Raw genomic sequence first — 15,758 nt, 5'->3', positions numbered from 1 at the left:
TTATGAGTTCGTCAGAATGCACTGCACCCCGCTGCATGGCCTGCAATTTCGTACGCGTGTGCAGTGCCGTGCAACGGGGTGCAGTACACCCTCTAGTACACCCTCCCGCCCTTACCTAGAGTCATCACGGTCGGCGGTCGGCGGTCTGTCCAGCAGTTGCGCCGCGATCGTCCGCGCCGCCGCAATCGACTCCGGATCCAGGCCAATCCGCCCCCTGCCGTAGGCGCCCTGCCCGCCCACCGCCGCCGACAGGGACCCCACCGCCTCCCGCCGACTCGCGGCCGACGGAAGGTGCGCCACCTGGCCCAGCCGCGGCTCGTCCAGCACCTCCCGCAGCACGGCGGTCAGCTCCGCCACCTGGCTGGTGAACTCCCGGCGTACCTGGCTCTCTGCCGACCGGATGATCCATCCGCACCAGCACAGCAGGCTGAGCACGGCCAGGCCCGCGTACGCCGCTTTGTGGAGCCTCCACGAGGTCGTGTAGTCGACCAGGTAGGCGATGATGGCGACAGTAGTTATGACGGCGGCGCCGAGTAGCCACTTGTGGGCGGACTGCAGCTGGCCACTTTCAGGCTCGGGCGGCTCTGACGTTCGAGTACCCCACGATTGATCCATCGGGGGAGTCTCATGGGTGGGACAGGGTCCGCGGCAACGGTCAATGCGGATGTTTTGCAAATAGTGAAACATGAGTGATCATGCGGTTACCCGCCACAGGCCTGGAGCGTTGCATGCTCCCCCTGAGTGGACACTCAGTCTCGCCGGTAGGCGATCCGGTACCGGTCAGCGGGGTAGAGATCCATTAGCCCGTCCGGGTGGACCACCACCAGCAGCGGCACACCCTCCGGCACCCCGTACCGCTTCCGGTCCGCCGGTGACGGGATCTGCGCCGACACCTGGTCGACGGCGTCGACCAGCACCAGCTCCGGCTCGGCGACACGCCGCCGCACGATCACCCCGACGCCCCGCACCACCTCGGCCAGACCCTCATCGCGTAGCTGTTTCACCGCCGCCCGGGCGGTCACCCCGCTGACGTCGTACGTCTGGGCCAGGGTCGACTCCGAGGGTAGCCGGTCACCTGGCTTGAGCTGCCCAGACGTGATCCGGGCGCGCAGGATCGCGGCCAGCTCGTGACGGCCGACCGGCTCCTGCCCGGGGTAGACCACGGCCGCAGACTATGGACACACTGGATCATGCCGGGTGAGGTACCCGAGTTACTGAGTCCGCGACAGGCTGTGCCCGGTGCACTACCGTGGCAGATGGTGGTCCCGCCGGGGTTGAGGCCGGCGGGCCACCACCCAGTCCTCAACCTGGGAGACACCATGAGCCAGCCCACCACGGGCCAGCACCTCGCCCGCATCCGCCGCCAAGCCGGCATCACCCAAGAGCAGCTCGCCGAGCAGGCCAGCGTCAGCGTCGAGACCATCCGCAAGCTGGAGCAGGGCACACGGCAATCAGCCCGCCTGGAAACGCTGCATGCCCTCGCCCGCGCCCTGAGCGTGCCCACCACCGCGCTGCTCGGCGACAGCTCCGAGGCTGCCGCCCGCCGCGAGCCTGACCACCGGCCACTATCCCTAGCCGACATCCGGCGGACGCTGACCCCCGCCCGCGGCCTCGCCGGCCCACTCGTCACCACGCCGGACGGACCGCCAACCACCATGGACGCCGTCCGGAGACGGCTCAGCGACGTCGACGCCGCCTATCATCGGGGCGACTACGCGGCAGCCCTGGCCGCGATGCCCCGCCTCCTCGACGACGCCCAACACACCGCCGCCGACGCCGGCGAGCCGATGCGGGCCCACGCCTATGCGACGCTCGCGCAAGCCCGATACCTGGCGGGAGAGCTGCTGACCCAGCTGCGAGCCGGGGACCTGGCGTACGCGGCGGTGGTGGCCGCGCTCGACGCCGCCGAGACGGCCGGAGATCAGGTGCTGGGTGCGCTGACGGTCAAGGGTTCGTCGTGGCTGCTGCTGCGGCAGGGCCGGCTGGCGGAGGCCGAGCAGGTGGCGGTGGTGACCGCCGACGCGATCGAACCTCGGGTGCGGCGGGCCGAGCCGGCCGAGCTCGCGGTGTGGGGCTGGCTGCTGCTCGCCGGAGCGGCCGCCGCCGCCAGGGACAACCGGCCGGACGACGCGGCGGCGCTGCTGGATTCGGCGGCGGCCGCGGCGGCCCGGCTGGCTGACCGGCCGGTGGGCGACGGGCACCTGACGATCCTGGGCGGCTTCAGGTCGGCCCGGGTGGAGATGATGCGGGTGGAGGTGGCGGCGGTCGCCGGCGACGCGGGCCGGGTGCTCCAGATGGCCGATCGTGTGGCACCGGCTGAGGGGACGGTGGCCACGTCGTGGCAGCGGCACCGCCTGGACGTGGCGTGGGCGCACACCGAGCGGTCCCAGTACGGGGACGCTGCTGGGGTGTTGATGGAGCTGCGGGATCGGGCGCCGGTGTGGCTGCGGCATCAGCGGTACGCGCGGGACATCGTGCAGCTGATCGCGGAGCGGCGCCGGCGGGCGATGTCGGCGGAGCTGGCGGAGCTGGCGTCGGCGGTCGGCTGCACAGCCTGACTGGTACGCGCCGTACTACTTTCCGGCACGGTCGTTGATTCTGGTGCGTGAGGTACCTGGATACCTCACCCGCCACCCCCGACTCTGAGGTGAGGGAGCGGTCACCCACTGCATTTCCCCAGGTGGTGGCCGCCCCTCAGAGACGAGGGAGGCAAGCCCATGCTGAGGCCGATCCACGATCTGTTGCACCATCTGAAACGACGGCGGCACCGCCCCGCCCAGCCCGACGCCGGCCGGGAGCTCCAGGCCCGCGAGCACGCTGCGGCGCGGCAGCGGCTGCTGGCCAACCGGGCGCCCGAGTACCGGTGGCCCGCCCGGTGACCGCCCAGGCGCGGGCCGCCACCCGGTCCGTGGAGGCCCTGTCCGGTCGGCTTGATGGCAAGCACGTGCCGGCCCAGCCGTCCTGGCTCTGTCAGGACTGCCCCAACGGCGTTGCCTGGCCCTGCTCGCCGGCCCGGACCAGGTTGGCGGAAGCGTACGGGCAGGACCGGTCGGGGCTGGCCCGCTACGTCGGCAACCTGCTGTTCGCGGCCGCCGCCGACCTGCTGACCACGCCGCGCGCTGAGCTGCACGAGAGGTTCGTGTCGTGGACCGGGTGAGCCGGCTGCGAGCCACCGTGTGGACGTGCCTGGCCGTCGTCGCCCTGGCCGTCGCGATCGGGGCGCTCCGGTGAGCGCCGCCTGGTGGCAGCTGGACCTCGACGCGCACCGGCAGGTCAACGGCCGCTGCCCCCGCTGCCGGACCCGGAAACGCTGCTGGCCGTGGGCCACCGCGAACGCCGCCCGGGTCGTCGCCGGGATGACCAGCTCGTGACGGCGAGATCTGACCGCGCCTACCCGATGTCGCCGCCGCAGGTGAGGTCCATGGCCCCGGGGGAGCCGTCCCGGTGTATGGGCTGCGTGCCGGGCGTCATCGAGACCACGCACCGCTGCATCGGTAGCCGGGAGATGCAGCCGTACGGCGGGTTCTGCATCTGCCGCGCGCCTGGGTGCGGGCCGGGGGGCAGGGGCGCCTCGACGGCCGCCGTCGCGACGCCTGCCCGACGCCGGGCCCGCAGAGCCAACAGGTAGCGGCGATGCGTTGGAGCAGGGCCCCGCCGCATCCCCGCCGGTAGACTGACCCGGCCCGTGAGCTGCCAAGATCCCCCGCGACCGATAGGAGAGCGCCTTGCAGGTATCCCAGGCCCTGGATGTGATGGAGGCCCTCCTCCGGGCGGCCGAGCACCCCGACATCGTGTCGGTGTCGCGGTACGGCCGGGACACGACGCCGGGCGGCCAGTCGCCCGCAGGGGTCGCGGTGATGCACCGGTCGTCGGACACCCGGGCACTGCTGACGGCCGCCGTGCCGCCGCGTGACGCCACGCCAGTGCCGCTACCCACCGAGCCGCTGCCAATGAAGTGGCGTGCCGCTCGAATCCTCGTGTTCGCGCACCAGCTGCTCGACGCCGCCAAGCCAGACCCGTTCAGCGGGTGGGAGCTGTGCCGTCAGCCGGGAACCCACGGGCCGGTCGCCGCGGCGATCCGGATCACCGCCCGCGACGGCTCAGTGATCTACCTGCGCGGCCTGGCGGCGTCAGGGTCGATGCGCGAGCCCGAGACCGACCATTACCCGGACTACCAAATCCCCCAGGGAGTCCAGTCATGGCACCTCAGTCCCAGTGCTCCGTCTGCGGAGCCCGCGTCGGTGTGAAGCCCGGAAGCAACTGCCCGCCCCACCAGGGAACGGGTAGCCGGGGCACCTGCCCCGGATCCGGCCAGCCCACCAGTTGACAGCAAGCGGCCCCGCCCCCGTCAGGGAGCGGGGCCGCTTCGCGTGCGGCTACTGCTGGAGGAGTCGGGCCCAGGCGAGGTGGATCCGCTGACGCCAGGTGGCGCGCTGGAAGGGCTCGGGTGGGTTGAGTCTCCAGCCGTCGGTCATGCGGACAGTATGCGGCATGGTCACGCATGGTGCTGCTGGGGACGCGCTGGGCCGTGCATCCCGCCTGCCGGTAGCCGGGGCGCTTCCGTCGAAGAACCTGCCCCTAATCCCTTGTGTTACTCAAGGCTTTCCGATAGCATTTCCTTGACGGACACAAGAGGGGAGGTGAAACTAGAAATGACCGACCGGATGGACCAAATCATCACCGCAGCGGTCCGCCAGGGCTTCTACGCCCGGCAGACCAACACGGGCACGTGGGTGTTCTCCAAGGGCATCACCACGCTGGTCTTCCACCACACTCCGCGTAACTCGCGCGAGTGGATGTGGATGATCAACGCCCTTCGCGGTGCTGGGCTGCGCTTCCCGCCCAAGGCGGAGTAGCAGCGGTGGGGCCGCGTAAGCGGCGCGGCCCCACCCCCATCCGAATGAATCGACGGACACAAGAGGATGGAGTCACAGCATGACACAGCAGTGGCGGGCGATCGTGACGTGGCGACGCCCCGACCAGGCCGGCAACGTCGACCGGCTCACCAAGCTCACCAGCGCGCTGCCCGGCTTCGGCATCGTCCACGACGACGGCGAAGCCAACCGCCTGGAAGCCGCCATGACCGTAGACGCGCCCACCATCCGCCAGGCGTCGGAGGCGGCGCTGCGGGCGGCCCGCACCGCATACGCTGCGGCGTTCGGGACGGCGGGCGAGCCGCTACGGCTGAGCGTGCTCACCTTGGAGGAGCACGACGCCGAGGCGGCTCGCCCGTCCCGGATGGAACTGATGGGGCTCAAGGAAGCCGCGGCCGAGCTGGGGATCAGCCCGCAGCGCGTCGACCAGCTGTCCCGCACGAACCCGGAGTTCCCGGCGCCGGTCGCCCGACCGTCGTCTGGTGCGGTGTTCACCGCCGAGTCGATCCGGGCGGTGAAGGAGCGCGGCTGGCAGCGGAAGCCGGGCCGGCCGCCGAAGACGACTAACTGACGCCCGCCCGCTCTCGACGAAGAACGCAACTACAGGACGGGCCCGGACGCGGTGATCCTACCCACCGGCCGGGCCCTTGATCAGGAATCGGAGTCCTGACCCATGCCCATCATCGCTGACGTGCGCCCGCACGCCCACACCACCCCGCCCAACCGCCGACTCGTCGCCGGCTACATCGGCACCGTCGCCGGCCTCCGCGCCGCCCTCGCCCGCGCACTCACCACCGCCGGCGGTGCCCGGTGAGCCAGGCAGTCAAGGCCGCCATGCTGGCCAGCAAGGACCTCGGCAAGAACGAGCGCCTGGTCGTGCTCGCCATCGCCGCCCACACCAACCAGGCCGGCGACGCCTGGCCCAGCGTGGCCACCATCGCCGACTACGTCGGATGCTCCGAACGAACCGTCCAGCGGACAATCGCCAAGCTCGTCCCGGCCGGCCGACTCTTCGTGCGGAAGGCGGCCGGGATCAGCACTCACGTCTACCGCCTCGTCCCCGCCGACCGCAGCCAGCCGGCCGCCTCCTCGTTCGTCTACTTCATCGACTACGGGGCCACCGTGAGGATCGGTTACAGCAAGAGCCCGGCCAAGCGCCTCGCCCAGCTCAAGGAAGAGGCGGGGCGCAAGGATCTGCGTCTCATCGCCATCGAGCCGGGTGGCGATGATTGGAAGGCGTTCCTCCACGCAGAATTCGCCGGCTACCGGGTCGGCAGGTCTGAGCAGTTCCTGAAGACACCCATGGTCATGGAGTACATCGGGAGCCTCGCCGGAGGTGCGCAGTGAAGCTCCTGTCCCGCGCCCCGAAGCTCACCCCGGCCGAGCTGGCCGAGCTGCGCCGCATCGAACTGCAGGCCAGCATCGACCATCAGCGCCAGGTCGACCAGCTGCGCCGCGAGCAGGAAGCCGCCGACCGCGACCAGCAGCGCCGCGCCGCCCGCGAACAGGCACGCGAGGAGAAACGACGCCGCAAGACCCAGGCGAAGACCCGGGCCCGCCGCCGCGCCCAGCTGCGCCGCATCGCCGAGCAAGCCCGCACCATCGGCCCCCTGCTCGTCGTCAACGCCGTCACCGTCGGCGGGCAGCTGGCCTACGTGCACGACCAGACCCCGGCCGACTGGAACCCCGCGGCCCGGATCGCGATCGCCATCGGGGTGGCCACCGCCGCCGAATCGGTAGCGCTGTACGTCGGCTGGCACGCCCACGACGCCCTGCTCCAGCGGGCCTATGCGACGGCGGCGTGGCTGCGGCGCGCCTCGTACGCCATCGCGCTGGTGATGGCCGGCGTCAACTACAGCCACTTCGCCGGCGACGCCCTGGCGCCGACGGCGCTGGCGGTGATCCTCGGCGTGCTGTCCAGCCTGTCCCCGTGGCTGTGGGGGTTGCACACCCGCCGCGCCCAGCATGTCCAGCTGCTCCGTGAGGACCTGGTCGACGAGTCCGGCGCCCAGTTCGGGCCGGCGCGCCGGCGGGCGTTCCCGATCCGGTCGTGGGCGGCGCGCCGGTGGAGCATCGACCACCACGAGCGGGATCCGCGGGCGGCGTGGGAGGGGTACCGGGCTCACCGGGCGGCTCAGCGTGCGGCTGCGCCTCACGGCCGGTTCAGCGCGGCGTGGGCGGCTCTTCGTGGGCTCACGGTTGAGCCCGAGTCGGCCCGGGTTGAGCCGGCGAAGGTTGAGCCCGCGCCGGTGAACCCGGACGACCCGGAGATCCAGAAGTGCGCCGAGGCCCGCGAGCAGGCGGCCGCGGCGCGGATGCGGGTACGCGCCAGCACCTGGCTGCTGGGGCTGTGGCCCCGGGCGGCGCGGCCCGACAGTGAGCCGGAGTCCCAGCCTGACCAGGGCGGACTCAACCCTGAGCCCGAGTCGGAGCCTGAGCAGCCCGTTGAGGCTGAGTCGACCGATGATGCGTCGGGCCAGACTGAGCCCGAGCCTGAGCCGGCTGATGAGCAGGGTGATGAGCAGGATGCGTCCGACAGTGAGTCGCAGCGGGGCCGTGGCCGGCGGGGCAAGCCGGTCGACCGGGCTCAACTCGCTGCCGCGCACGCTCGGCTGATCAAGCAGCTCGACTGTGAGCCGAAGGGCGAGGATCTGGCGGCCGAGGCCGGGTGCAGTAAGGCGACCGCGAACCGGTGGAGGAGAGAAGTCAGCGGCGGGTCCTGAGCCGAGTGCGCCGGAGGGCCGCCTGGTCCTCCGGCGCACCCCGCACGCAGATTGTCATCCGATGTGTGTTGACACCCACCTGGCTGTCATCATAAAGTTGATGACAGAAGCGGAGAGCGGCCGAAGGAGACCCGAGATGAACACCACGACCACCACCCTCCAGATCATCACCGACGTCGAGGCCACCAACGACGGCTACACCCGCGGCTGGATCGTCCCCGCCAGCACCCCCGCCGACGCCGACCTGGAGATCGAGGCCGTCGACCACATCGACATCCCCACCACCGACGACGAGGCCGACTGGATGCAGGGCCTGCGCGACGAGCTCGCCGCCGCCGGCTACGCCATCGAGGGCACCATCACCCGCGACGGCGCCACCATCACCGCCACCGTGGTGCAGGCGTGATCAACCAGGGCCTGGCGGTCGAGCAGCTCACCGGCGAGCTGCTCGACCGCGTGCAGCTACTCGGCGACGTCGTCGGGCACGACCTGACGGAACAACTCGTCGACCTGACGATCAACCAGGCCAACTGTCTGGTCGACGAGCTGACCAGCGGCCGGGACCCGCAGGGCGCCGCGGACAGGCTGCTCGCCGCGCTGTGGCCGGAGACCGGCGAGCCCCCACTGCGGTGGTGGCGCACCCCGCTCGGGGTGGCCCTGGCCAGCGCGATGGACCTGGCCGACGCGCCCGGGTGGTCGCAGGCGGAGGCCGCCGAGGTGCTCGGCGTAACCAGAGGCACCGTGGCGCAGCTGATGGCCCGGAAGGACCTGAGCAGAGAGCCCGGGCGGCGGAGCGTTAGCCGGTGGTCAGTGCTGGCCCGGGTGAGCCGCCAGTGGGATCGCCGCGGCGGCCGCGAGGCAGGCCCCTCCCTGTGCGGTCACATGGGGGACCTGCCCAACGGGACTGCGGTGATGAGCTGCACCTTGACCGTCCTCGGATGGCCGCAGGAGTGGCCGCCCGAGGACGAGGTCCAGGCCGACCTCGGCGCCGCCGGCGCTCTCGAGGACACGATCCATCTGTGTGAGCAGCACCCGGCCCGCCGGATCTACCGGGCCTTGGGCCGCGAGCCCCAAAGTGACTGATCACGGCCGCACCCTGCCTCCCGAGGTGCAGTGGCGCACCGAGGACAGCATCCGCTGCCTCGAATGCGGCAGGTGGATGCGGGCGCTCGGCCGGCACCTCCCGGCCACCCACGGCATGACCGCGGCCGAGTACCGGGAGGCGTGGGGGATGCGGCAGCGGCAGCCACTCGCGGCCGGCTACCTGTCGGAGGTGCGCCGCGAGATCGCGGTCGCCACCGGCGGCCCGGACCGGCTGCGGGAGCTGGCACCGAAGGTCGCCCCCCTCGCGGCCGCGGGCAGGGTCGGCCGGGAGCGGCGGGAGCAGGAGCGCCGCGCGTTACACCGGGCGCAGGATGCGGCGGCTGCGAGGTCGAGCGCTCAGGCGGACAGTCGGGCTGCGATCGCGGCGTGGCGGCTCGGCGACCAGGACGTGGGCGCGTATCTGCGCCGCCGCTACGTCGTCGACGAGCAGCCGATGCGGGTGCTGATCGCCGAGCTGGGCGTGTCCAAGGAGGTGATCAGGCGGCTGATGGACACCCATGGGGTGGAGCGGCGGGGCCCCGGCCCGCTGCCGACCTGACCCCGGACAGCACGAAGCGCCCCCGCCCGGCCGGAGCCAGGCGGGGGCGCTGAAGTTTGGTCGGCGCTGGCCGGGACGTCACCGGCAGCACCGCAGCGACGATCCTACCGGTCGCCGCCGACGAGGCTCGGCGAGTCCGGCTGTCCGGCGCCCGCCGACACCACCGACGTCAGCACCGACAGCACCGCCGCGCCAGCCGCGACACCGGCCGCCAGGCGGAAGTCGGCGTCGACGACGTTGAAGCCGTCGAGCGCCCACAGGCCGAGCAGCGCCTGTGCGCCGCTCTTCACGGCCCGCTCGACGGCGGCCTTCCAGAACTTGCTGGTGAACATGACGTCCCCTCCCTGGGTACGGTCTGCTGGTGGTGCGGTATCGGAAGACCCGCGACGGGTGGGCGGAGATCCCGGAGGTGTGCCCGGCCGGGCATCGGGACCCCGACGGAAACCCGCTGACCACCCCGGCCTGGGGCGGATGCGAGCGGTGCGGGGCGATGGGGCGGCAGTGGCGCTGCCAGGAAGCCGGGTGCGGCCGGGTGGTGCAGGACCAGCACGACTGCTAGGTCAGGATGCTGGCGTGGCCATAGCTGACGCCAGCTGCGCCTTCAGATCGCCGACCTGCCGCTGCAGCTCGTGGATCGTCGCGTCCCGCGCCGCGACATCCGAGCGCAGCCGATCCCGCTCCGCCTGCACGGTGGTCAGCTCCGCCACCCGCGACTCCAACTCCAGCACCCGAGCGCGGAGCCGCTCCGCCTCGTCGGAGGTGATCCGCAGCGACTGCCGCGCATCGGCCAGCTCAGTCTTCAGCCGGTCGATCTCCGAACGCAGGTCGGTGGTGAGCTGCTCGTAGATGCCCTGGCGGATCGCCTCAGTCTGCGCGCGGACCTGCTCCGCCTGGCTTTGCACCTGCAACCTCTGCGCTTCTTCCATGCGCCGGCCGAGCACCTTCGCGACGGCCGGGCCGGTGACCAGGCCGCCGACGATGACGCCGCCGGCGCCGATGAGGGCGGACAGGACCGCGGGGTCCATTGGTCTACTTCCCGCCCGCGATCATCTGCCGCAGCAGCGCCTGGGCGAGCCGGTCGTAGTCCAGCTCGCCCGCCGCCGGCTGCTGCTTGGCGAGCGTCTCGACCTGGCCGCGCAGCTGAGCGACCTGCTCGGCGAGCTGCTTGAGGCCCGGACCCGACGGCACCCACGTCGGGTACGCCTTGCGGACCGTCGGGTCCTGCGCGTCGGCGATGCTGCGGACCCAGTACAGCAGCGCGTTCTCCGGCGCTCCGCTGGTCCCGACCGTCAAGTTGCCGGTCAGGATCTTGCGGACGTCGGCGTGCAGGGCCGCGAGCGCAGCCCGGTCCTCAGCGCTCAGCGCCATGTCGTCCTCCAGGGATGGGGCCTTGAGCAGGCCGATGGTCGTGAGGTAGCGGCGGAACAGCGGCGTCTGGTCCCGGCCCGCCTTGATCGCGTCGCGGAAGAAGCTGAAGTGGGTGTGGATCAGGTGGCTGCTGTCACCGGTCTTCCGGATGCCCAGCCGGTCCCAGCGCTTCACCGTCTTGCCGTCGGGGGAGTAGATGATCTCCCGGATGTCCTTGGTGTCGGCGGCGCCGGCGACGCACTGCTCGACGCACCAGGTGGATAACGTCTGCAGGGTGTGCGTGGCGCCGCCGGACCGGACCGAGAACTTGCCGACGTCCAGGCCGGACGCGTGGTCGGTCAGCCCGGAGGAGTCTCGGGACGACTCCACCACCGAATAGTCACGGTCCACCACCCGGTCACTGCCGCAGTGGTAGCCGCCCCGGTGGTTGGCGTCGCCGACGATGCCGACGGCGTCCCGCTGAAGGCCGTGCGGGCCGAGGCAGTCCAGCAGCAGGGTGCGGGCGGCGAGCAGATTGTCGGGCGCACGGGTCATAGTGGCTCCTCACACATGGTCAGATGGATGACGCCCGGAGTGGCATCGACGGGCCACACTGGACCGCATGACCAGATCAGCAACCCAGCGCCTGGCCGTGCTCTGCGCCGGTATCGCCGCCGTGGTGGTGGTCGGCGGTGTGGCCGCCGCAGCGATGGTCGGCTCCGACCGGCCCGCACAGCAGCAGCCGGTTACGGTGTCGGATGAGTCCCTCGAGACGCCGGCGGCCGAGCAGGCCGGCCCGACGCCGAGCGACGAGGCGAGCCCGACCGCGACCGCGCCAACCGCGGCGCCGACGAAGAAACCCACCAGGAGGCCGACCGTGACCGAGCCCGAGCCGGATCCCACCGAGGAGCCGCCCGGCGGCGGCGAGACTGGAAGCGTCGACGGCCGGCAGCCCGACCGAGTGCCGCCGCCCAGCCCCGGCCAGCCGCTCCCGGAGCCGCCGATCTTCGGCCAGGATCGGCCCACCGACGACTAGCTCACTCCGGCTCCGACTCCGACGGAGCCCAGGACGACTCCAGGCCCAGGATGGACAGCACCCGGACGCCGATCGTGCCTGTCCCAGCTGTCCGCCTGGCCTGAATCTGGATGGTGTGCAGCATCCCGTATTCGCCGCTGTACGGCATGGCGAACGGGCCGAGGTAAAAGAACCTGTAGGCGCCGGCCGCGATCGACTCCACAGGCCCCACCGGGCCGGGATCGTCCAGCGACACCCGCACCTCACCGGCCGTACCCGCGGAGCACATCGCCAGGCCGTACACCAGCAGCACCGGGTGCTGGATGGCGGTCAACCCCTCCGCCATGGTGACGAACGAGGTTGACCCGGTGCTGGTCGTCGGCGGGCTGACCTCCCCGTGCGGGATCGGGATGTACGGGCGGGCCAGGCCGCGGCCGGACTGCGCGTCGTCCGTGACGACGTACTGCCCGGACCGGTCGTAGAGGCCGGCGAACCCGACGTCATCGCCCACACCAGTGCCGTAGACACCGAACGCTGGCTCGCCGCCGGCGCGGGCGATCCACGTGCCGCGCACCCCGCCGCCCAGGTCACCGATCCGCGACAGCACCGAGCCGTCCCGGTCGATGACCCGCATGCTGCCGCCGTCCTTGACGGATAGCCCGCCCTGGCCTACGGACGACGCCTCCAGCCGCCGCCCAGCGGCCCCTTCCCGCACCAGCCGCTCCACGTCCCGCAGGCGCCGCATGATGTCGGCCGGGCTGATGGCTTGGTCGCCGATCAAAGCCACGAATCGCCACCTCCCCACAGGATCGGCCTAGCCCGCCCGGCCCTGGTGTCCAGCTCCCAGCCGATGATCCGGCCGGTCCGGACCAGGCCGCCCGGGTGTCGGTGGCCTTGCAGCTCGGCGCGGCCGTCGTCGCCTAACCGCCAGTCCAGGCCCAGGCGCGGGTAGGCGCTGAAGCGGGTGTCGAGGGACACGGTGACCGCGCCGTCGCGGCGCAGCGCGAGCTCGGACCGCGCGTGCGCGTCCAGAGTGCTCTGCTCAGTGATCGACGAGCTGGGAGACCACCTGCGTTCCCAGCGCGGCCAGCCGGGCAGGATGTCCCGCGCCGGCGCCGACTGCGGCCGCTCATCACCCTCACCGCTGCTCGTCGCCACGACGTGGTTGGCGCCCTTGCCGTTGCTGTAGTCCTCCGAGAGCCGGTACCGGAGATCCGACGCCCCGCCGCTGGTCCACACGGCCCGCGGCTGTGCCTGCCCGGCCGCGACGCCGATCCGCTTCCCGACCCGCAGGATCTTCGCTACCCGCGTCTTTGCCGCGTCCGCCCAGTCCACATCAATCGTCCACTCCGGCCCGCCCTCAACGGCCATCAGCTCCCGCAGCCGGGAGTACACCGTCGCGTCGTCACGTCCCGTGTAGCTGCGGTCCCGCAGCACCCCGGACGCTCGGGCGTCGACGTCGAGGCCGATGCCTTCAACCATCGCGTCGCCGGCCAGGCCTGCGGCGATAACCCTCACCTCGTCCCGCTGCGCCCAGGTGTGATCGCCAACGTAGCGGGCATCCAAATAGCCCTCCAGGCTGACGCACCCGAGCCGAAGGTCAGCGTCGGTCCCACCATCGCGGACCAGGACGATGCCACCCCATACGGGGACGCCGTTGGCGACGCACACGATCATCGTCACCCCCGGCTGGGTCGCCTGGATCGCCAGCGACCCCAGCGCGGCCGGCCCGGCCGTGGGAATGGGCATCGACAGCGACGACGACGTGTATGCGCCCAGCACCCGGGACACGGTGCCCGTCAGGTCGGGCAGCTCGGCGATGACCCGCCCGGACACGAGGTCGCATCCCAGCCACTCGATCCGGTCGGTGAGGGTGGCCGGGCTGAGCGGCGGCGCCGGCGGGAACTCCGGATCCGGCTCGGGAGCCGGATCCGGGCCTGGGCTTGGCGGTGGGGTGCTGACGAGGATCGAGAATGTGTGGGCACGCCACGGCGTCTTGCCGATCATGGCGGTGCCGGTGACGGTGATCCGGTCGCCCTGGTCCTGGACGTTGAACGTTGTGTAGCGGTTGCGGCCGCCGGAGACGCCGCGGTCGTAGTTGCCGGTGTTGTCGCTGCCACCGGCGTCCAGGGACGCGCTCAGGAAGATGGGGAATCGTCCCCAGCGGTTGTTGGTGCCGGTGTCGATGCCCAGCGCGTGTTTGTCGGCGTTGATCATCCACATGCGGTCCAGCCAGCCCGTGTCGCCCAGGAGCTGCTTGAGTTCGCCCTGCTCGTATCGGAATCCGCCCCAGCTGTCTTCGAATCCGCTGATCCATTGGACCTGCATCAGCCAGCACAGCGCGGACGCGGAGGAGCGGCTCAGGAGCTGCTCCAGCCAGGCGATCTGCGCCGAGCCGAGCATGGTCTTGGCCGGCCCGTCCTTGGTCGAGTTGGGGTCGCGGTTCGCCCGGCTGTCGGCGGCCACGAACAGGACCCGGCCGACCTGGAAGGAGTGGAAGATTCCGTCTTCGCTGGGTAGCGGGTAGTGCGGCACCCGTTCCCGGTAGGTCCTCATCACGTTCGCTCGGCCGGGAGCGGTGCGGTCCGAGTCGTTGGGGCCGTAGTCGTGATCATCATAGATATAGACCAGCGGCACGTTGCGGTACAGGTCGTGCTGTCGCTGCTGCAGCAGCACGTCGTCGATCGCGCGCCTGTAGTTGGTCATGGACGCGCCGCCGCTGATCCCGTGCTTGCCCGACCCGAGGTCGTAGTAGTGCAGGTCCCCGAGATGGGCGAAGAACAGCGGGTCCTGCTGCCTGATGGTGTCGAACACGGGGTGGTTGGACTGCCTGCTGCTGGCGAGCACCGACCCGATCCCGGGGTACTGCGGAGTGTGCCCGGCGTCCCCGGACGCGATGAAGCTGAACGACGCCGGCTCGCCGGTGACGGGGAAGGTGCGGCACTGCCCCGACGTGAGCTTGGGGACCGCGCCGCCGTCCTCGGAGATGCCCCACCAGTACCGTTTGTTCGGGCTGAGCCCGGACGCGGTCAGGGACGCGATGCCCTGCGCGGTCGCCGTCACCGGCCCGTAGTAGGTCGGGTTGGTGAGGCCGGAGTTGGTGGCCACGGCGAGCCGAGCAGCCGTACCCGTGATCTTGGTGACGACCCGGAACGAGGTGGGAGTGACGGCACCCACCCACGCATTGACGACGGTCACGACGGGCCCTCCAGGTAGGAGCCCGAGACGGTCACCAGCGTGCCGCTGACCAGATCCGCGCCGGTGAGATTGGTCAGGCTGTTGGAGCCGGTTCCGGTGTCCATCCGGATCCGGTCCCACACGGCCCCGCTTCCGCCGGTGAACGACACGGCAGAGCAGTACCGCAAACCGGGAGAGGCCAGGCCCTCCAGGTGGCCGTGCACGACCTGGCGGACCGTCCGGTAGATGCCGGTCGGCGCGGTGATCGTCACGGTGTTCGACCCAGATCCGGATGCGCTTACAGACAGGTAAGCGCAGAACCACACCAGTCCATCGTTCCGCCGCAACCAGACACCAGTGCGGGTCGAGAACGTTGCGCCGCCGTGCCCGGTCACCACCGGCTCGTACGTGTCGTGCCCGGCCGGCACCTGCGCCACCGTCTGCCACGCGCTCCCCGACCAGCGCCGAAGCTCCTTGGTCGACCGGACATCAGCGTACGAGCCCTCGTACACCAAGGTCGTGGGCAGCTCGCCAGGATTGCGGACTGGCAAGATCCCGCCGGTGGCCACCACCCACGGGCTGGTGTAGGTCAACGTCGGATTGCCGCCGCCAACAGCCGGGACGTCGATGACGCCCAGCTCGAACGAGCCCGACGGCAGCGGCGGCTTGCTCGGCGAGGCCGCCGGCACCCCCGAGACGTACTCCGTATCGAGCTTCTTCTGGCCCGTCGAGTCCTCGTCGTCATCCCACACCCTGACCACGCAGATATCCCGGCGCGGCTGCGCGCTGGCGGCCGGCACCGTGCGCGTGTGCGACTGCGAATGCCCGATGTACGGCGCGCTGATCCCGCCCGCCCCGGCGTACACCACCGCCTGGAAACTCGCGACATTCAGCGTGAAGCCGGTGAGGGTGAGCACGTCCGCCCCGGCTGGGTGCACACCCGACCGGGACCCGAACCGGAAGCCCGCGCCCGCCTTCGT

General features: G+C 71.3%; 23 protein-coding genes. 15 read left to right on the top strand and 8 right to left on the bottom strand.

Going from position 1 to position 15,758, the window contains the following annotated elements:
• Nucleotides 1-111 precede the first annotated feature (111 nt).
• Both AB0C02_RS28280 and AB0C02_RS28275 read right to left on the bottom strand, forming a co-directional pair.
• Complete coding sequence (locus AB0C02_RS28280; RefSeq protein ID WP_357552027.1) at nt 112-615, bottom strand: hypothetical protein; 504 nt, start codon at nt 613-615, stop codon at nt 112-114.
• Between the two features lie 134 nt (nt 616-749).
• On the bottom strand, nt 750-1,163 hold the full coding sequence (locus AB0C02_RS28275; protein WP_357552025.1) for a winged helix-turn-helix domain-containing protein: 414 nt from the start codon (nt 1,161-1,163) through the stop codon (nt 750-752).
• Nucleotides 1,164-1,319: 156 nt separating this feature from the next.
• Between AB0C02_RS28275 and AB0C02_RS28270 the strand changes: the two genes are divergently transcribed.
• The 13 genes from AB0C02_RS28270 (at nt 1,320) to AB0C02_RS28210 (ending at nt 9,239) form a co-directional block, all read left to right on the top strand.
• On the top strand, nt 1,320-2,558 hold the full coding sequence (locus AB0C02_RS28270) for a helix-turn-helix transcriptional regulator (RefSeq protein ID WP_357552023.1): 1,239 nt from the start codon (nt 1,320-1,322) through the stop codon (nt 2,556-2,558).
• Nucleotides 2,559-2,717: 159 nt separating this feature from the next.
• Nucleotides 2,718-2,879: a hypothetical protein gene (locus AB0C02_RS28265; RefSeq protein ID WP_357552021.1), complete on the top strand. Its 162-nt coding sequence runs from the start codon at nt 2,718-2,720 to the stop codon at nt 2,877-2,879.
• A complete protein-coding gene (locus tag AB0C02_RS28260) occupies nt 2,864-3,157 on the top strand; it encodes a hypothetical protein (RefSeq protein ID WP_357552019.1) in 294 nt (97 codons plus the stop codon). The genes AB0C02_RS28265 and AB0C02_RS28260 overlap by 16 nt, the downstream gene beginning before the upstream one ends.
• A 70-nt stretch (nt 3,158-3,227) precedes the next feature.
• Nucleotides 3,228-3,371, top strand: coding sequence for a hypothetical protein (locus tag AB0C02_RS28255; RefSeq protein ID WP_357552018.1), 144 nt, complete (start codon nt 3,228-3,230; stop codon nt 3,369-3,371).
• 354 nt (nt 3,372-3,725) lie between these two features.
• The gene (locus AB0C02_RS28250; RefSeq protein ID WP_357552016.1) at nt 3,726-4,247 is read left to right on the top strand and encodes a hypothetical protein; all 522 of its coding nucleotides are present in this window, start codon (nt 3,726-3,728) and stop codon (nt 4,245-4,247) included.
• A gap of 405 nt (nt 4,248-4,652) precedes the next feature.
• Entirely contained in the window at nt 4,653-4,856 is a 204-nt protein-coding gene (locus AB0C02_RS28245) for a hypothetical protein (protein ID WP_357552014.1), read from the top strand.
• Between the two features lie 79 nt (nt 4,857-4,935).
• Nucleotides 4,936-5,445: a hypothetical protein gene (locus AB0C02_RS28240; RefSeq protein ID WP_357552012.1), complete on the top strand. Its 510-nt coding sequence runs from the start codon at nt 4,936-4,938 to the stop codon at nt 5,443-5,445.
• Between the two features lie 102 nt (nt 5,446-5,547).
• Nucleotides 5,548-5,688, top strand: coding sequence for a hypothetical protein (locus AB0C02_RS28235; RefSeq protein ID WP_357552010.1), 141 nt, complete (start codon nt 5,548-5,550; stop codon nt 5,686-5,688).
• Nucleotides 5,685-6,221 (top strand): helix-turn-helix domain-containing protein, encoded by a 537-nt coding sequence (locus AB0C02_RS28230; RefSeq protein ID WP_357552009.1) that lies wholly within the window; start codon nt 5,685-5,687, stop codon nt 6,219-6,221. Before AB0C02_RS28235 ends, AB0C02_RS28230 begins: the two co-directional genes overlap by 4 nt.
• The gene (locus tag AB0C02_RS28225; RefSeq protein WP_357552008.1) at nt 6,218-7,597 is read left to right on the top strand and encodes a hypothetical protein; all 1,380 of its coding nucleotides are present in this window, start codon (nt 6,218-6,220) and stop codon (nt 7,595-7,597) included. The genes AB0C02_RS28230 and AB0C02_RS28225 overlap by 4 nt, the downstream gene beginning before the upstream one ends.
• Nucleotides 7,598-7,733: 136 nt before the next feature.
• Nucleotides 7,734-8,003: a hypothetical protein gene (locus tag AB0C02_RS28220; protein WP_357552006.1), complete on the top strand. Its 270-nt coding sequence runs from the start codon at nt 7,734-7,736 to the stop codon at nt 8,001-8,003.
• Complete coding sequence (locus AB0C02_RS28215) at nt 8,000-8,680, top strand: hypothetical protein (protein ID WP_357552004.1); 681 nt, start codon at nt 8,000-8,002, stop codon at nt 8,678-8,680. Before AB0C02_RS28220 ends, AB0C02_RS28215 begins: the two co-directional genes overlap by 4 nt.
• Nucleotides 8,673-9,239 carry a MucR family transcriptional regulator gene (locus AB0C02_RS28210; protein WP_357552002.1) on the top strand — a complete coding sequence of 189 codons (567 nt, stop codon included), beginning with the start codon at nt 8,673-8,675 and terminating at the stop codon, nt 9,237-9,239. Before AB0C02_RS28215 ends, AB0C02_RS28210 begins: the two co-directional genes overlap by 8 nt.
• 104 nt (nt 9,240-9,343) lie before the next feature.
• On the opposite strand, the gene AB0C02_RS28205 is transcribed toward AB0C02_RS28210, so the two are convergent.
• The gene (locus tag AB0C02_RS28205; protein ID WP_357552000.1) at nt 9,344-9,571 is read right to left on the bottom strand and encodes a holin; all 228 of its coding nucleotides are present in this window, start codon (nt 9,569-9,571) and stop codon (nt 9,344-9,346) included.
• 29 nt (nt 9,572-9,600) lie between these two features.
• Between AB0C02_RS28205 and AB0C02_RS28200 the strand changes: the two genes are divergently transcribed.
• Complete coding sequence (locus tag AB0C02_RS28200) at nt 9,601-9,798, top strand: hypothetical protein (protein ID WP_357551999.1); 198 nt, start codon at nt 9,601-9,603, stop codon at nt 9,796-9,798.
• 1 nt (nt 9,799) lies between these two features.
• Here AB0C02_RS28200 and AB0C02_RS28195 read toward each other — a convergent pair whose 3' ends face one another.
• Nucleotides 9,800-10,264 carry a hypothetical protein gene (locus AB0C02_RS28195; RefSeq protein ID WP_357551997.1) on the bottom strand — a complete coding sequence of 155 codons (465 nt, stop codon included), beginning with the start codon at nt 10,262-10,264 and terminating at the stop codon, nt 9,800-9,802.
• Between the two features lie 4 nt (nt 10,265-10,268).
• Nucleotides 10,269-11,141, bottom strand: coding sequence for a hypothetical protein (locus tag AB0C02_RS28190; RefSeq protein ID WP_357551995.1), 873 nt, complete (start codon nt 11,139-11,141; stop codon nt 10,269-10,271).
• A 67-nt stretch (nt 11,142-11,208) separates the two neighbouring features.
• Here AB0C02_RS28190 and AB0C02_RS28185 point away from each other — a divergent pair, with 67 nt between their 5' ends.
• A complete protein-coding gene (locus AB0C02_RS28185; RefSeq protein ID WP_357551994.1) occupies nt 11,209-11,622 on the top strand; it encodes a hypothetical protein in 414 nt (137 codons plus the stop codon).
• A gap of 1 nt (nt 11,623) precedes the next feature.
• On the opposite strand, the gene AB0C02_RS28180 is transcribed toward AB0C02_RS28185, so the two are convergent.
• The 3 genes from AB0C02_RS28180 to AB0C02_RS28170 are packed head-to-tail and all read right to left on the bottom strand — an operon-like array spanning nt 11,624 to nt 15,695.
• A complete protein-coding gene (locus AB0C02_RS28180; RefSeq protein ID WP_357551993.1) occupies nt 11,624-12,388 on the bottom strand; it encodes a hypothetical protein in 765 nt (254 codons plus the stop codon).
• Complete coding sequence (locus tag AB0C02_RS28175) at nt 12,379-14,799, bottom strand: alkaline phosphatase D family protein (protein ID WP_357551992.1); 2,421 nt, start codon at nt 14,797-14,799, stop codon at nt 12,379-12,381. The genes AB0C02_RS28180 and AB0C02_RS28175 overlap by 10 nt, the downstream gene beginning before the upstream one ends.
• A complete protein-coding gene (locus AB0C02_RS28170) occupies nt 14,796-15,695 on the bottom strand; it encodes a hypothetical protein (RefSeq protein WP_357551990.1) in 900 nt (299 codons plus the stop codon). The genes AB0C02_RS28175 and AB0C02_RS28170 overlap by 4 nt, the downstream gene beginning before the upstream one ends.
• Nucleotides 15,696-15,758 lie beyond the last annotated feature (63 nt).

Origin of the sequence: Micromonospora sp. NPDC048999, assembly GCF_040649295.1 — a bacterium.
GTDB lineage: Bacteria > Actinomycetota > Actinomycetes > Mycobacteriales > Micromonosporaceae > Micromonospora.
This window is presented reverse-complemented; position numbering and strand designations above follow the sequence as displayed.

What these genes read in the sequence shown, in the direction of transcription:
- AB0C02_RS28185 (WP_357551994.1), top strand. Translation starts at nt 11,209, where the DNA reads ATGACCAGATCAGCAACCCAGCGCCTGGCCGTGCTCTGCGCCGGTATC.
- AB0C02_RS28205 (WP_357552000.1), bottom strand. Translation starts at nt 9,571, where the DNA reads ATGTTCACCAGCAAGTTCTGGAAGGCCGCCGTCGAGCGGGCCGTGAAG.
- AB0C02_RS28195 (WP_357551997.1), bottom strand. Translation starts at nt 10,264, where the DNA reads ATGGACCCCGCGGTCCTGTCCGCCCTCATCGGCGCCGGCGGCGTCATC.
- AB0C02_RS28265 (WP_357552021.1), top strand. Translation starts at nt 2,718, where the DNA reads ATGCTGAGGCCGATCCACGATCTGTTGCACCATCTGAAACGACGGCGG.
- AB0C02_RS28235 (WP_357552010.1), top strand. Translation starts at nt 5,548, where the DNA reads ATGCCCATCATCGCTGACGTGCGCCCGCACGCCCACACCACCCCGCCC.
- AB0C02_RS28190 (WP_357551995.1), bottom strand. Translation starts at nt 11,141, where the DNA reads ATGACCCGTGCGCCCGACAATCTGCTCGCCGCCCGCACCCTGCTGCTG.
- AB0C02_RS28280 (WP_357552027.1), bottom strand. Translation starts at nt 615, where the DNA reads ATGGATCAATCGTGGGGTACTCGAACGTCAGAGCCGCCCGAGCCTGAA.
- AB0C02_RS28270 (WP_357552023.1), top strand. Translation starts at nt 1,320, where the DNA reads ATGAGCCAGCCCACCACGGGCCAGCACCTCGCCCGCATCCGCCGCCAA.
- AB0C02_RS28245 (WP_357552014.1), top strand. Translation starts at nt 4,653, where the DNA reads ATGACCGACCGGATGGACCAAATCATCACCGCAGCGGTCCGCCAGGGC.
- AB0C02_RS28240 (WP_357552012.1), top strand. Translation starts at nt 4,936, where the DNA reads ATGACACAGCAGTGGCGGGCGATCGTGACGTGGCGACGCCCCGACCAG.
- AB0C02_RS28220 (WP_357552006.1), top strand. Translation starts at nt 7,734, where the DNA reads ATGAACACCACGACCACCACCCTCCAGATCATCACCGACGTCGAGGCC.